A 14,681-nucleotide genomic window follows, 5' to 3' on the forward strand; every position below is an offset into this window, starting at 1 on the left:
AACCCCCCTTCGGCAAATTTCAATGCCAAATGGGGGGCTCTTATTAAAAGACTACTGTTTTATTTTCATGAACAAGTACACGGTCCTCCAAATGCCATTTAACAGCACGGGCAAGTACCCTGCGTTCAGCTGAACGACCGACTTTCTTCATATCTTCTGCAGAATCACGGTGATCGACACGTTCAATATCCTGCTCGATAATTGGACCCTCATCCAAATCGTTTGTTACATAATGCGAAGTTGCCCCAATCAGCTTAACACCTCGATTATAAGCTCTTTCATAAGGTCGGGCCCCGATGAACGCAGGTAAAAACGAATGGTGGATATTGATGATTTTATTCGGATGTGCAGCCACAAAATCAGGCGTCAATATCTGCATATATCTTGCTAGTACAATTAGGTCGACATTAAATTCTTCCAGAAGTTTAAGCTGTTGTGCTTCCACTTCCTTACGTATGTCCTTATTAGCAGGAATATAATAAAAAGGAATGTTCATGGATTCGACAATTTGCCTCGTATCTTCATGATTACTGATGACAAGCGCAATATCAGCCAATAGATCTCCGCTTTGCCACTCCCATAGCAATTCCAGAAGGCAATGTGGCTCCTTAGAAACGAAGATTGCCGTCCTCTTTAAATCACTCACATAGTTAAATGTCCATTGCATCGAAAATTTTGTCGAAATTTCTTGAAAGGCTACTTCCATATCCAAAGCCTTTTCCTTTAAGCCCGGGCAATCAAATTCTATCCTGGTAAAAAAGGTGCCGCCCTCTGGGTTCATGGAATACTGGCTCAATTCAACAATATTAGCTCCATGTTCTTTAAGGAGTGCCGTAACCGTCGCAACAATTCCTGGTTGGTCCGGACATTTTATAATTAAACGACCTCTATCTTGATTTTTCACACGAAATTCCTGTAACTGTTCTTGCACAAAGTTGCTCACTATTTTCCCAACTGCCCTTCTGCTATTTTGCTATATTATACTTCAACACATAGGCAAAGTTAAAGTCAGTCTATTCAGAAAAACCCTGCCTGAAGCTAACTTGCCCCCTTAACTTTTAGAATAATTGTGTTTTTTTATAAAAAAAGGTAACAAAAGAAGGCTCATTATCCTTCTTTTGTTACCTTTTTTAAAAGCTCTTTTTCGTTGTTGTTATCTACCACAATAATGTAATCTTCTGTTCCCTTAACAGAATAGATTTTCGATCCAACTTCAAAATAATTTGATTGATTTTCTTTTGGCATTTCATCTGGTTTTGTTTTCTTTTCTACTGTACCAATCTCTTCTCCAAGCTCTTTACTCTTGTCTAGTTTATCTTCAGTTCCGTTATATTCTTTATTATTAACTATAACAATTACAGCAGAACTACCTGAGTCTGTGCTTTCTTGATTGCACCCAGTTAAAATAACTAGATAAACAATCAATAAAATAAAAAGTGCTTTTTTCATATTTGCCTCCAAAATAGAATTTTAAAATGTAATATATTTGATATTTTACCTTTTATTACTTTATCATTAAATTTAAATATTCAGAACAAATAGTATTAATTTATAAATATCGAATACTTACAACAAATACTTTCCATTAACTATATATAATTGTATAAGCAGGTCTTAGGTCTATTATGTTTTTGCATTTAGGCAATACATTATTCTTAGAATTTTGTCTCTTTTAATGAATGTATGTTAAGTGTAAATATCATACATTCAAATCTTTGATTTCATTGACCTCACGTTTATTCTCTTTATACTCAAAATAGAAGAAAAATCGTACATTCAAACCGCTGGTTGAAAAGGATTTATAGTTAAAGAAAGGTCGATGAAAGATGACTCAATCAAAAGACGTGCAGCAGTTAGAAGATATGACGGTAATTCAGTTAAAAAGGACTGAATTACCGTTTTTTACGTTTTAGAGAAATACCTAAAAAGAAGCCATTTTTACTGCATGAGTTAGATAACTATCCCAAAGAAATTAACCAATAATTAAAATTAATCCAATTCCTTCAATCCATATTAAAGGTTTACATATGGTGTGATTTCTCCATCTTTGTAATCTTTAATTATCGTTAAATCAAATGAAGTACAAATCAATATTATCCTCATTAATTTGCATATTAAAAAGGAATTAATCATTGAAAAGTCGGCCTATTCAGGGTCGACTTTTTATTGATTTGGTTTATTTTTCCTGTAAAATAAGGTTATTCACGATCTCATTAGGGTATAGACCATTCTATTAGTTTTTTTCAAAGGGGGAAATGAAATAATCATGAAATTATCAGTTAAATTCATTCTAGTATTACTGATTATTCTTGGTCTTCTGTCCGGCTGTGCTGAAAAAGATCAGCTAGAGGATGGTAGTAAGCTGATCAATAAGGACCAGTTTGTATTCGCTGCCTCAGGTGAATTCAAGCCATTTAGTTACGTTAATGATGACATGACCGTAACAGGATTTGATATTGAAGTCGGAGAAGCAATCGCGAATGAACTTGGTCTAGAACCGGTCCCAAAGCGGATTAAATTTAAGGGAATCGTCGAGGGTGTCAAAACCGGTCGGGCAGATGCCGCGGTTGCCAGTCATACAATTAATGAACAACGAAGTAAACATGTTGCTTTTTCCACCCCGTATTACTACTCAGGTCCACAAATTTTCGTCCGATCCGATAGTGATATCAAAACAGTCGAAGATTTAAAGGGAAAGGAAGTTGCCGCTTCTAAAGGCTCCACATACGCAACCACAGCAGAAAAGTATACAACCAATGTAAAAACCTACGACAGTGACATCACCGCTCTTAAAGCATTAAGCGGAGGTCGTCATGATGCCGTTATTACCGACTTTGTAACCGGTAAAGAAGCGACCAAAGAAGGATTCGACATCAAAGGGCGTCAATTGATAGAACGCAGTGAGCAGGCCATAGTTCTACCGAATGATAACCCCCAGCTGCTGATACGCATTAATGAAGCACTTGAAAACCTCCGAGAAGATGGAACACTTGCAGCAATTAGCAAAAAGTACTTTGGGGAAGATATCACTACTAAACCTGAATAAAGATTGATAGAAAGGGAGTTTTTACATTGCCAAGCTTTTCTCATTTTTTTGATACATTATTTAGCTCATCGGATGTGTTTATCCGAGCCATGCTCCTCACATTGGAGCTTACGGTGGTTTCCATATTAGTAGGAATTATCATCGGGTTACTCTTCGCACTTTTAAAAATTTCTAATATAAAAATTCTTGCTTGGATTTCAGATACATACGTATTCCTGGTACGAGGAACACCGCTTATCGTACAGATATTTATTCTCTATTTTGGTATCAGCAATCTCTTCCTCCTACCAGACTTCTGGGCAGCGTCACTTGCCCTAGCCTTTCATAACGGAGCTTATATCTCTGAAATTTTACGCGGTACAATTCAATCCATTGACAAAGGCCAAATGGAAGCTGGACGTTCCCTTGGAATGAGCAATGCACTCGCATTAAGAAGAATCATCCTACCACAAGCCTTCCGACGCGCATTGCCGCCACTAGGCAACCAATTCATCATCGGACTGAAGGATTCATCACTAGCCGCCTTCATATCCATGAATGAGTTGTTTAACGTAGCCACTACGTTAGGTTCAAATAATTTTGATGAAATGACATATTTATTGATTGTAGCGGTCTACTATTTAATTCTTGTGGCATTCCTGACCATTATCGTCAATACATTTGAAAAGAAACTGTCCATTAGTGATCGATAGGGGGAATTGAAATGGAACAAAAAGAAATGATTCGCATTAGGAATTTAAATAAATCTTATGGAAACCTTCACGTGCTAAAAGATATTGATATGAAGGTATTAGATAGTGACGTTGTCTGTCTGATCGGGCCTAGCGGTTCCGGAAAAAGCACCCTGCTCCGTTGCTTGAACTACTTGGAGAAGAAAGACAGCGGACAAATCCTTATCGAAGGAACTGAAGTAGAGCCGGGTACCCACGATATTAATAAAATTCGTGAGAAAGTTGGAATGGTTTTTCAGCATTTCTATCTCTTCCCGCACATGACCGTACTCGAAAATGTTATTGAAGCACCGACTCACGTCAAAAAAATCCCTAAGGCCCAAGCCATCGAGGAAGCAAAAGCGCTACTGGCTAAAGTTGGGTTATCAGATAAAGCAGATGTCTATCCAAGCAAGCTCTCCGGTGGCCAAAAACAGCGGGTTGCGATCGCTCGAGCTCTCGCCATGAAGCCCGATATCCTACTCTTTGATGAGCCCACCTCTGCTCTCGATCCTGAACTTGTCGGTGAGGTACTAGCTACGATGAAGGAACTTGCCTTAGAAGGGATGACAATGGTAGTCGTTACCCATGAAATGAGCTTTGCCCGTGAAGTTGGGGATTGGATTGTCTTCATGCATAATGGACGGGTTGTAGAAAGTGGCCCACCAAAAGAATTTTTCTCCAATCCAAAAGAAGAGCGAACGAAGGAATTTTTACAAACAACGGTATTTTAACTATAATCCTTTATTAAGCAATGCAGGCTTGATTCCTGTATTGCTTATTTTTTATAAAAGTGATTCGATAAAACCCATCAATAGGTTTCGTTTTTTGTTTATTAAATACTAGTTAGATAGTTTCCTCACATAAATGATTAAAGTTTCAGGGATATTTCCGATCTGATTGTGCAAACTAAATACTAGATGAATTGTTTAAGAACGTATTCTAAAACCCTGATTCCGGCTCGAACATGGAAAAATATCTGTATTTATGGTATATATACAGGTAAAATTAAAAGAAGTATATAAATGAAAGAGGTCGAATTCAGTTGGAAAATAACTCTTCGAATTTTATTAAAAATATTATAAAAGATGATCTAGAGTCCGGAAAACATGATCATATTATCACCCGCTTCCCTCCTGAGCCAAACGGATATTTACATATTGGGCACGCCAAATCAATTATTTTGAATTTTGGAGTGGCTGATGAATTTAATGGTAAAACCAACCTTCGATTTGATGATACCAATCCATTGAAAGAAGATATTGAGTATGTCAATTCTATCAAGGAAGATGTGAAATGGCTCGGTTACGATTGGGATAACCTTTTTTTCGCGTCCGATTATTTTGACGAAATGTACAAAAGAGCTGTACTGCTCATCAATAAAGGACTGGCATACGTCGATGACCTGAATGCCGACCAAATCCGCGAATATCGTGGAACGTTAACAGAGCCGGGAAAAGATAGCCCGTACCGCAATAGATCAGTCGAGGAAAACCTTGAGTTATTTGAAAAGATGCGTAGCGGCGAATTCGAGAACGGTACAAAAGTACTGCGAGCAAAAATCGATATGAGCTCACCTAACATCAATCTGCGCGATCCCGTTATTTACCGAATCTCCCATACAGAACACCATAATACCGGCGACAAATGGTGCATCTACCCAATGTACGCCTTTGCCCACCCTATTGAAGATGCAATTGAAGGAGTCACACACTCCATTTGTACGCTTGAATTTGAAGATCAACGCCCGCTTTATGATTGGATTGTTGAAAACTGCGAAATGGAAAGTAAGCCACAGCAATACGAATTTGGCCGTCTAAACCTGACAAATACCGTAATGAGCAAGCGGAAACTGAAGCAACTTGTCGATGAAGCCTTTGTGGACGGCTGGGACGACCCACGTATGCCTACCGTATCCGGATTACGAAGACGCGGTTATACACCCGAAGCTATTCGTGCATTCTGCCTTGAAATAGGCGTTGCGAAAACTAGCGGTGTCGTAGACTCTCAAATGCTCGATCATTTCGTTCGAGAAGATCTAAAACTGAAGGCGCCACGGACCATGGCTATTCTAAAGCCTCTTAAAGTAGTTATCACCAACTATCCAGAAAATGAAGTTGAATGGCTGGATGCTGAGGTCAACCCAGAAGTTCCGGAGATGGGTACGCGACAAATTCCATTCTCACGTGAAATATATATCGAACAGGACGATTTCATGGAAAATCCCCCGAAAAAGTATTTCCGTCTTTTCCCGGGCAATGAAGTCCGTTTAAAACATGCTTATTTCATTAAATGTGAAGAAGTGATAAAAGACGAAGCCGGAAACGTCATTGAACTTCGCTGCACTTACGATATTGAAACAAAAAGCGGCTCTGGTTTCACTGGTCGTAAGGTGAAAGGAACACTGCACTGGGTCGAGGCTACACAAGCTGTTTCAGCAGAATTCCGTAACTACCAACCTTTAATTTTGGATAAGGAAAGTGAAGAAGAAGAAGAAAAATCATTCTTGGAGCGGGTAAACCCTGAATCCATAGAAATTTTACAAGGGTTTGTTGAGCCCAACATGAAAAATGTTAAGCCTCAGGATAAATTCCAATTCTTTAGACACGGCTATTACAATGTTGATTCAAAACTCACTGCAGCTGATCACTTGGTCTTCAACCAAATTGTTGGATTGAAGAGTTCATTCAAGTTATAAAATCACTAAAAAGAACCAGATCCCTTATTGGAATCTGGTTCTTTTTCACTCTATACACCCTTGAGTCATTTTCTTTCATATAGTTTGATTCCTTGCTTGGAAAGTGCCTGCTTAAGAGTACTGTGAGTCGAAACGTGACTAAAATCCAATCCTAGCTGAATGGACATCTGTGCTACTTCAGGACGAATTCCGGAAATTGTAGATTGAATGCCTAATAAATTAAGGGTACTTATCAATTGATAGATTTGATGAGCAACCATCGTATCTAAAAGGGTCACACCCGATAAGTCGATAAATAAGTGAGAAACATTTTTACTAATACATTTGCCTGGAGTAGTATTCAAAATCCCCTTTGCCCGAAAGGTATCAATTTCCCCGATTAATGGCAATACCGCAATAGCATCAACAATAGGAATAACTGGAGCACCTAATTCATTAATCAGTTCCTGTTGCGCTAGTAAACGTTCTTTTGTCAAAAGATAATACTGCTCAGTGAACTCATGGTTCAATTGATCAAATGCGCTATTAATAAGCCGACTCCATCGGATAATTGTCCCCTTTGAAATCCCCGCATCAACCTGGAGCATATAGCCAGCGATAAAATCCCAGTATGCTCTCCGTACTTTATTAAGCGCTTCTAACACTTCGTATATGGGCGTATCCGACTCAACCCTACTTTTCGCTACCAATGTTGCCCACTGCTCCATAGTTTCTACAAAAACAGTTTTATCCTCTAGTAAGACACTTGTCACTGTCTTGATAGTCAACGTATTCTGCTTCCTAAGAATCTCCTCAACTTCTTCATGGGTATCAACTGAATAGATGGATCCATCTTGTTTCTCTCGTAAAGCCAGCCAGTTTTCCGTAATTGTGGAAGAGTGATCAAGGATGTATCGATATAACAATTCATCTTTTATATCCATTTGTGTTCCCCTATCTCAACTAATTATTTCATTGAAAAAAGCAACAATAAATCTCCATAGCCTTCCCGCTCCATTTCATTTCTAGGAATGAATCGAAGGGCGGCAGAATTGATGCAATAGCGCGTGCCCTTAGGACCAGGACCATCCGGAAAAACGTGACCAAGATGTGAGTCAGCTTCCCTGCTGCGTACCTCCGTCCGGGTCATCCGATGGCTTAGATCCATTTTTTCATTGACGCTTGCCGACATGATCGGCTTTGTAAAGCTTGGCCACCCACATCCGCTATCATACTTATTCCGTGAACTGAAAAGGGGCTCCCCTGAAACGACATCCACATAAATGCCTTCTTCAAAGTGATTCCAATATACATTATCGAAAGGTGGCTCTGTCCCATTTTCTTGGGTGACATGAAACTGACTCTCAGTTAAAGTTTCTCTGAGATGAGCTTTATCATTAGGCCAATTTTCTTTTATAAAAGCATCGCGTCCTGAGCTTTTACGATACAATGCATAACGAAATTGATTTTTCCGATAGAATTCCTGATGGTATTCCTCGGCCTCATAAAATTCCCCTGAGGGTAAAATACCCGTAATAATAGGCTTTTTAAACCGCCCGCTCATCATTAAATTTTCCTTTGATTGCTCCGCTTCCATTTTTTGCTGATCATTTAGAAAGTAAATTATTGCCCTGTATTGCTTACCTCTATCCGAGAACTGTCCACCATCATCTGTCGGATCAATTTGCTGCCAAAATATCTCTAATAGTTCTTTATAGGCAATGATTGATGGATCAAATACCACTTGAACAGCTTCTACATGATCAGTCGTACCTGAAATCACTTGTTTGTAACTGGGATTGACTACATTACCACCTGTATAACCCGATGTTACTTTAATAATCCCATCCATATCATCAAAGGGAGCAACCATGCACCAAAAACAACCTCCTGCAAAGATAGCCGTTTCACTCTTATTCATTGTCATCTCCACTCCCTTTTCATGGCTAGTTATGCTGTTTATGTATTATATACCAGCATGCTAATCCCCTTCAATTCCCATCAAGAAATAGGAGTTTCCCAATCCGCCGAATAATAAAAGGCACTTGGGATATACCCAAGTGCCTTGAATGTTAGTCAGTATATTGATGAGCTGTCTAATCCCGTGATTTAAAGAATCACACTGACGATGATTGCTGATAGAATGCTGACAAGAGTCGCACCGTATAGCAACTTCAAGCCGAAACGAGCCACAACATTACCTTGTTTTTCATGTAGGCCTTTAACAGCACCTGCAATGATTCCGATAGATGAAAAATTCGCGAATGAAACCAAGAAAACCGAAACGATTCCTATCGTCCTATCGCTCAAGGCTGCTGATGCATCCCCTAAGCTCAGCATGGCAACAAATTCATTAGTTACTAGTTTTGTCGCCATGATTCCGCCTGCAGTCACGGTTTCTGAAATCGGTATCCCCATGATAAAAGCAAACGGTGCAAAAATATACCCCAAGATGTCTTGGAAACTGATGCCGATAATCATATCGAATAAGCTGTTAATTCCTGCAATTAGTGCAACGAAACCAATTAACATCGCGGCTACAGTGATAGCAACCTTAAATCCATCCATGATATATTCCCCAAGCATTTCGAAGAACGACTGCTTCTCTGCCCCTTCTTCAACAGGGAGAATATCATCTTCATCCGTTACCGTATAAGGGTTAATAATGGATGCAATGATAAATCCACCAAACATGTTAATAACAATAGCCGTCACAACATACTTTGGTTCAATCATAGTCATATAAGCTCCGACAATCGACATCGATACGGTTGACATGGCTGACGCACAAAGCGTATACATACGTGATGGCGGAATGGAACCGAGTTGCTTCTTCAAGGTTATGAAAACCTCGGATTGGCCGACAATTGCTGATGCTACCGCATTGTAAGATTCCAATTTCCCCATTCCATTCACCTTACTAAGCAGGTAGCCGATCCACTTCATGACGAACGGAAGGATTTTGAAGTGCTGTAAAATCCCGATTAATGCCGAGATGAATACGATAGGAAGAAGGACATTTAAAAAGAACGGCGATGCTCCTTCGTTTACAATCCCACCAAATACAAATGTAATCCCTTCATTTGCCCATTCTAATAGTTTTCCAAAACCATCGGCAATCGAATTGATTATCACTAAACCAAACTTCGTATTTAATAATAGATAAGTTAAAATAAGCTGCATGATCACCATGAGGATAATCGGTTTAACTTTGACTTTCTTTCGGTCACTGCTTGCCAACAAGGCTAGTCCAAAAACAATAAGCAACCCTAAAATTGCTATCAGAAATTTCATGTATTCTGCCTCCACTAAGGTGAATTTTAATGATCGTGCATTAATAGTAGGATACCCTCAAAAATTTTATGCAAACGTTTTCTATTTAATCCATATTACATTACTTGTACGTACATCTTCAAATTTATATATTATACTAATATTTTTTCAAGTGCAATTATTTTCTCTCTTTTTCAAAATGGGAATTTACGGGAATGCTAACTCTCCAAACATAAAGAAAAGGCTCCTTTATATAAGGAACCCTCTCTTTACATGCTTTGATTCCTATCACAAACACTAAAGACGTATAGTTTTTTGCAGAAATGTTCTTATAAAAACCTCTACTTGCTATAAACAATTAGGCAACAGTGTTCACTTATCATCTATTCATAAAACATGTAGTTTACCGTAATCTATATGTATATATAATAATTTCTTTTAAGCTGCAGATTTTCTGGACATCACCGACGTGACTAATCCAGCTCCTCCTATGACAAGGACGATAATAGATGTGGCCAAACCACCCACCCCTTGATAAAAGTTGATAACTTTACCTGCTAAAGAGTCTCTTCCTTGAAAGCCCCCACCGCTCGGCATCTCACCTGGAGTTCCAGATCCGTTAGGCCCCCCCTGAGGAGGTGTCCCCATATTACCCTGTCCACCATTAGGGGTCGTAGCGGTAGTTGAATCATCGGTCGCTGCCGTATCGCTATCCGTTGAATCTTCTGTTGTCGAGTCATCGGTTGTAGCCGAGTCAGTAGTGTTGTTGTTAGTAGGCTGGCCCATCATCCTTTGTCCGGCCATCTCCTCCTGTATGTCACCGCCATTCACATACATCATGATGCCGAAAACTGCTTGAACAACTAAAAGGACTGAAGCTACTATCCCAATCAAAAAGTGTAACTTACTAAATTTCACCATATACAATTCTCCTTCGTAACAAAATGTATTATTTCTTATAAGGAGATTATCTAAAAAGACCCTTAATTTTTCCTTAAGTGACTGGGAAAAATAAGAGTCTTTTTTATTTCTATATTTTAATAAAAAGTATTTTAAATCTATTTCTGTTATAGGTCTTTTTAAAACCATTATTTATTTTTTTGGTTTCTAGGAAAAGTTATTTCAAAACGAGTGCTTGTATTCGGTTCACTAGTCACTTTGATAGTCCCTTGGTGGGTGTTGACAATCCATTTAGCAATAGACAGGCCTAATCCTGAACCTTCATTTGCGGAGCGAGACTGCTCAATTTGATAAAATCGATTAAAAATCTTTGGAATCTCTTCCTGGGGGATGCCTTTTCCATTATCCTCTACAGAAAGAATAATCGAAGATGAATTTTTAACGCAGGAAATGGAAATTACACCACCCTCATCCGTGAATTTCATGGCATTATCCACTAATATCACCAGTAACTGGTGTATTCTTTCTTTATCGCCAAGGAAAACAACCTGATTAGGAGCATAACTAGTAATTGTTTTTTCTTCGAAAGAAGCTATATCCGTATACTGTTCCACAATTTCCAAAAGTAAGTCATCCAGGAAAAAGTTTGCCTTTTTGACCTCCATTTGATTCGAATCCGTCCGAGTCAAGGTTAAAAGACCATTTACCAGCTTATTCAACCTCCTGACTTCTTTAGATATAATCGATATATCAACCGCTTTTTCCTCGATTGTCGCGTTCGGTGATTGAAATAGCAAATCAGCTCGCGATTGAATGACGGCAAGCGGCGTTCGAATTTCATGTGAGGCATCCGAGACAAACTGCTGCTGCTGATCCCAAGATTTCTTGACCGGGATCAGGGCCCGCCCTGCCAGAAGATAGCCTGCACCTACCGCCACTAGGCTTCCAATTCCTCCACCAACAAACAATATGAGCAACAAGCGATCGAGCATTTCCTTTTCTGTATCCACATTCCTGATGAATTGTACGGCCATCTCTCCATACTCCGTATCGACCTTGGTGGAAAGAGCCCGATACGTGTATCCATTCACCGATATTTCTTCAATCTCATCAAAAATTTCAGGGAAAAATTGTTGTTCATTGACCTTAAAAAAATGATCCTCACTCAGTCTTGGCTCAATGATCGTTTCATCCGGTCCCCAAACGATGACACTCGGTCCCGGTCCTAAGAGAAACTCACCTTGCGGACGTCCGCCTGGCATTCCTCCATTATTGAAATCCCTGTAATCCTTTTTAAGTGAATCATTGACATCCTTATAGATCTGATTTTCAGTATAGAAATAAATCGTTCTGCTTAATATGGCTATTAAGACAATAAAGACGACAGAATTCAATAATGTTAGTTGAAGCCGCGTTTTTTGGAACATAATGATCCCCTTATGGTTGTTTTAGCATATAACCAATACCCCGAACAGTTTGAATATCTTTATGATAATTGAAAGGTTCCAATTTTTTTCTAAGGTGATGGATGAACACTTCCACAATGGCAATCGTCGTATCTGAATCAAACCCCCAAATGCGGTCGAAAATCTGCTCACGGGTCAATATTTTCCCATTATTTTGAATTAGGTACTCCAATAATTCAAACTGTTTCAAGGTCATTTTAATGACCTTTCCATCAACCAAAATATCCTTTTCCTTTTCCAACAGTTCAATATTACGGTATTTCACATGCTGCTCAAGCGATATAATGCCACTCCTTCGAAGCAGGGCACGAATCCTGGCCTTAAGTTCCGGTGCCTGAAACGGCTTGACTAAATAATCATCGCCACCCATTTCCAATCCTCTGACACGATCCTCAAGCGCATCTTTTGCCGTCAAAAACAAGACACTTGTATCTATTTTTGCATCCCTGATTTTCCGTACGATTTCAAATCCATCGATTCCCGGAAGCATTACATCCAAAATGATGATATCGTATATACTTTGCTTGGCCATGAATAGACCATCTTCCCCATTATCTGCTGTATCGACTTCATATTCATCCGTCAAAATTTGTCGGATCGATTCTAATAATGAAACATTATCTTCTACCACCAAAACCTTCATACAGGGTACCTCCCAACCGCTTCAATTGTGATATATGTTGATTTTATCCTTTTTCATATGCAAAAGAAAGCGGGCTTTTAATCGCCTGCTTTCTCTCAAATTGTATGTTCATTCGTGACGCAGTGCTTGGATTGGATTTAGCTTGGATGCCTTATTCGCAGGAAATACCCCAAAGACAACACCAATAAATATGGAGAATAGGAAGGCCATTATGGTCACCGACCACGAATAACTGATTGTTAAGCTTGAAACAACTGAAACCAATTTAGCGATTCCAAGCCCAATTCCTACTCCTAATAACCCACCTAAGCAGCTCAAGACAACCGCTTCAATTAAAAATTGAAGTAGAATGGATTTCCGGTTCGCCCCAATAGCCTTTCTGATTCCAATCTCTTTCGTCCGTTCTGAAACGGATACCAGCATTATATTCATAATTCCAATTCCACCTACAAGTAATGAAATACTTGCGATACCACCAAGCATGAGCGTAAACGTATCTGACACCGAGCTCATTGTATCCATTAAATCCTCTTGATTGGACACGGAATAGTTATCACTCTGGCCTGGGAATAATGTCGTCATTGTACCTTGTACTTGATACATCGCACGCTCTACAATATTCTCGTTCTCTGCTTTTAAATACACTGTTCCGATGGTCGTGCTACTCGTAGCACGCTTTGCAGTTGTGATTGGTGCAATGATTACATCATCACCGCTTGATCCCATCGAGGTACCTACTGATTTCAACACGCCGATTACTCGATAGGAAACACCGCCAATAAGAACGTTTTGATCCACCGCTTTTTGATTTTCAAAAAGCGTGTCAGCCGTATCAGACCCTAAGACAACCACCTTAGAGCGTAATTCTGTTTCCATATCCGTTAAAAAACGGCCTTGGCTAAGCTCTAAATCCCTCACTGAAATATAGGAGGACGTCGTACCGGTCATTGAAACCTGTGTAGAATTTTCACCGTTTTTAGCATAAACACGGCCTGTGACCACAGGTGCAACTTCTGATATCCCGCTCAGTTCTTTAAACTGTTCAATTGTGTCATCCGTCAGCTCTACAGAATCTGTATCTGAGACACTGACCGTTAACAGGTTAGTCCCCAAGCTATTGATCTCCTCCTGAACGGACTGTGAAGATCCCTGCCCAATCGAAACAAGAACAATCACGGAGGCCACTCCAATAATAATTCCAAGCATAGTTAAAAAAGCACGGACTTTATTGGTTTTGATACTGCGTATAGCCATCTTCATTGATTCGCTCAGACTCAATCCAATCACCTCCGTTTTCAAATAACTGACCATCATGTATCCGAACGACCCGTGTTGCCTCTTTTGCAACTTCCAAGTCATGGGTAATCAAAATGATTGTTTGTCCCTTTTCATTAAGATTCTTCAGCATTTGCAGTACTTCCTTACTTGTTTTACTATCAAGAGCTCCCGTCGGCTCATCTGCCAATAAAACAGGAGGGTTACCTGCAAGGGCACGGGCAATCGCAACCCTTTGCTGCTGTCCACCTGAAAGTTGGGTTGGTAAATGGTTCATCCGGTCATTGAGGCCGACCTTATCTAGACAGGCATTGGCAACTTCTTTTCTTTCCTTTACACTTACACCTCGGTAAACAAGGGGAAGTTCGACATTTTCCAGCGCCGTCAATTTCGCTAACAGGTTAAAGTTTTGAAAGATAAAGCCAATTTTTATGTTTCGAATGGCGGCTAGCTCATTATCTTTCATCTTTTCTACTTCTTTTCCATCCAAAAGATATTCGCCTGTGTCGGGCTTGTCGAGACAGCCAATCATATTCATAAACGTAGATTTCCCTGAACCAGAGGGTCCAATGATAGAAACGAAATCCCCTTTATTTATTGTAAGACATACTTCTTGCAGCGCCTTGACGGTTTCACCGCCCAATTCATACGATTTGGACATGTTTTTAATTTCAATGATGGGTGTCGTCAT

General features: G+C 39.5%; 14 protein-coding genes. 4 read left to right on the forward strand and 10 right to left on the reverse strand.

What is annotated here, in order from left to right:
- Nucleotides 1-43: 43 nt before the first annotated feature.
- Nucleotides 44-943 carry a formyltetrahydrofolate deformylase gene (purU, locus tag JFV29_RS27580; RefSeq protein ID WP_201187638.1) on the reverse strand — a complete coding sequence of 300 codons (900 nt, stop codon included), beginning with the start codon at nt 941-943 and terminating at the stop codon, nt 44-46.
- A 164-nt stretch (nt 944-1,107) separates the two neighbouring features.
- A complete protein-coding gene (locus JFV29_RS27585) occupies nt 1,108-1,449 on the reverse strand; it encodes a hypothetical protein (protein WP_201187641.1) in 342 nt (113 codons plus the stop codon).
- 817 nt (nt 1,450-2,266) lie between these two features.
- On the opposite strand from JFV29_RS27585, the gene JFV29_RS27590 reads away from it, so the two are divergent.
- From JFV29_RS27590 to JFV29_RS27605, 4 genes are all read left to right on the forward strand, one after another.
- Nucleotides 2,267-3,046, forward strand: coding sequence for a transporter substrate-binding domain-containing protein (locus JFV29_RS27590; RefSeq protein ID WP_201187644.1), 780 nt, complete (start codon nt 2,267-2,269; stop codon nt 3,044-3,046).
- Nucleotides 3,047-3,072: 26 nt separating this feature from the next.
- Nucleotides 3,073-3,738: an amino acid ABC transporter permease gene (locus tag JFV29_RS27595; protein ID WP_053348376.1), complete on the forward strand. Its 666-nt coding sequence runs from the start codon at nt 3,073-3,075 to the stop codon at nt 3,736-3,738.
- Between the two features lie 11 nt (nt 3,739-3,749).
- Complete coding sequence (locus JFV29_RS27600; protein ID WP_056522118.1) at nt 3,750-4,490, forward strand: amino acid ABC transporter ATP-binding protein; 741 nt, start codon at nt 3,750-3,752, stop codon at nt 4,488-4,490.
- A 311-nt stretch (nt 4,491-4,801) separates the two neighbouring features.
- The gene (locus tag JFV29_RS27605; protein WP_201187647.1) at nt 4,802-6,454 is read left to right on the forward strand and encodes a glutamine--tRNA ligase/YqeY domain fusion protein; all 1,653 of its coding nucleotides are present in this window, start codon (nt 4,802-4,804) and stop codon (nt 6,452-6,454) included.
- A 65-nt stretch (nt 6,455-6,519) separates the two neighbouring features.
- Here the strand turns inward: JFV29_RS27605 and JFV29_RS27610 are convergent, their stop codons facing one another.
- From JFV29_RS27610 to JFV29_RS27645, 8 genes are all read right to left on the reverse strand, one after another.
- Nucleotides 6,520-7,377, reverse strand: coding sequence for an STAS domain-containing protein (locus JFV29_RS27610; RefSeq protein WP_201187650.1), 858 nt, complete (start codon nt 7,375-7,377; stop codon nt 6,520-6,522).
- Nucleotides 7,378-7,400: 23 nt separating this feature from the next.
- Entirely contained in the window at nt 7,401-8,360 is a 960-nt protein-coding gene (gene msrB / locus JFV29_RS27615; RefSeq protein ID WP_201187653.1) for a peptide-methionine (R)-S-oxide reductase MsrB, read from the reverse strand.
- Nucleotides 8,361-8,542: 182 nt separating this feature from the next.
- Nucleotides 8,543-9,727, reverse strand: coding sequence for a NupC/NupG family nucleoside CNT transporter (locus JFV29_RS27620; RefSeq protein WP_201187656.1), 1,185 nt, complete (start codon nt 9,725-9,727; stop codon nt 8,543-8,545).
- A gap of 417 nt (nt 9,728-10,144) precedes the next feature.
- Entirely contained in the window at nt 10,145-10,627 is a 483-nt protein-coding gene (locus JFV29_RS27625; protein ID WP_201187659.1) for a hypothetical protein, read from the reverse strand.
- 167 nt (nt 10,628-10,794) lie between these two features.
- Nucleotides 10,795-12,033: a sensor histidine kinase gene (locus JFV29_RS27630; RefSeq protein WP_201187661.1), complete on the reverse strand. Its 1,239-nt coding sequence runs from the start codon at nt 12,031-12,033 to the stop codon at nt 10,795-10,797.
- Between the two features lie 10 nt (nt 12,034-12,043).
- Entirely contained in the window at nt 12,044-12,715 is a 672-nt protein-coding gene (locus JFV29_RS27635; RefSeq protein WP_201187677.1) for a response regulator transcription factor, read from the reverse strand.
- A gap of 108 nt (nt 12,716-12,823) precedes the next feature.
- Nucleotides 12,824-13,975, reverse strand: coding sequence for an ABC transporter permease (locus JFV29_RS27640; protein ID WP_342366591.1), 1,152 nt, complete (start codon nt 13,973-13,975; stop codon nt 12,824-12,826).
- Nucleotides 13,941-14,681, reverse strand: a complete 741-nt coding sequence (locus JFV29_RS27645; protein ID WP_057216221.1) for an ABC transporter ATP-binding protein — start codon at nt 14,679-14,681, stop codon at nt 13,941-13,943. Before JFV29_RS27645 ends, JFV29_RS27640 begins: the two co-directional genes overlap by 35 nt.

It is taken from the genome of Peribacillus sp. TH16 (assembly GCF_016651095.1).
In the GTDB taxonomy this organism is placed as follows: Bacteria; Bacillota; Bacilli; order Bacillales; family DSM-1321; genus Peribacillus; species Peribacillus butanolivorans.

Coding starts and splice junctions, on each gene's coding strand:
- msrB (WP_201187653.1), bottom strand. CDS start 8,360: ATGACAATGAATAAGAGTGAAACGGCTATCTTTGCAGGAGGTTGTTTT.
- JFV29_RS27630 (WP_201187661.1), bottom strand. CDS start 12,033: ATGTTCCAAAAAACGCGGCTTCAACTAACATTATTGAATTCTGTCGTC.
- JFV29_RS27645 (WP_057216221.1), bottom strand. CDS start 14,681: ATGACGACACCCATCATTGAAATTAAAAACATGTCCAAATCGTATGAA.
- JFV29_RS27610 (WP_201187650.1), bottom strand. CDS start 7,377: ATGGATATAAAAGATGAATTGTTATATCGATACATCCTTGATCACTCT.
- JFV29_RS27625 (WP_201187659.1), bottom strand. CDS start 10,627: ATGGTGAAATTTAGTAAGTTACACTTTTTGATTGGGATAGTAGCTTCA.
- JFV29_RS27640 (WP_342366591.1), bottom strand. CDS start 13,975: ATGAAGATGGCTATACGCAGTATCAAAACCAATAAAGTCCGTGCTTTT.
- JFV29_RS27620 (WP_201187656.1), bottom strand. CDS start 9,727: ATGAAATTTCTGATAGCAATTTTAGGGTTGCTTATTGTTTTTGGACTA.
- JFV29_RS27585 (WP_201187641.1), bottom strand. CDS start 1,449: ATGAAAAAAGCACTTTTTATTTTATTGATTGTTTATCTAGTTATTTTA.
- JFV29_RS27635 (WP_201187677.1), bottom strand. CDS start 12,715: ATGAAGGTTTTGGTGGTAGAAGATAATGTTTCATTATTAGAATCGATC.
- JFV29_RS27600 (WP_056522118.1), top strand. CDS start 3,750: ATGGAACAAAAAGAAATGATTCGCATTAGGAATTTAAATAAATCTTAT.
- JFV29_RS27590 (WP_201187644.1), top strand. CDS start 2,267: ATGAAATTATCAGTTAAATTCATTCTAGTATTACTGATTATTCTTGGT.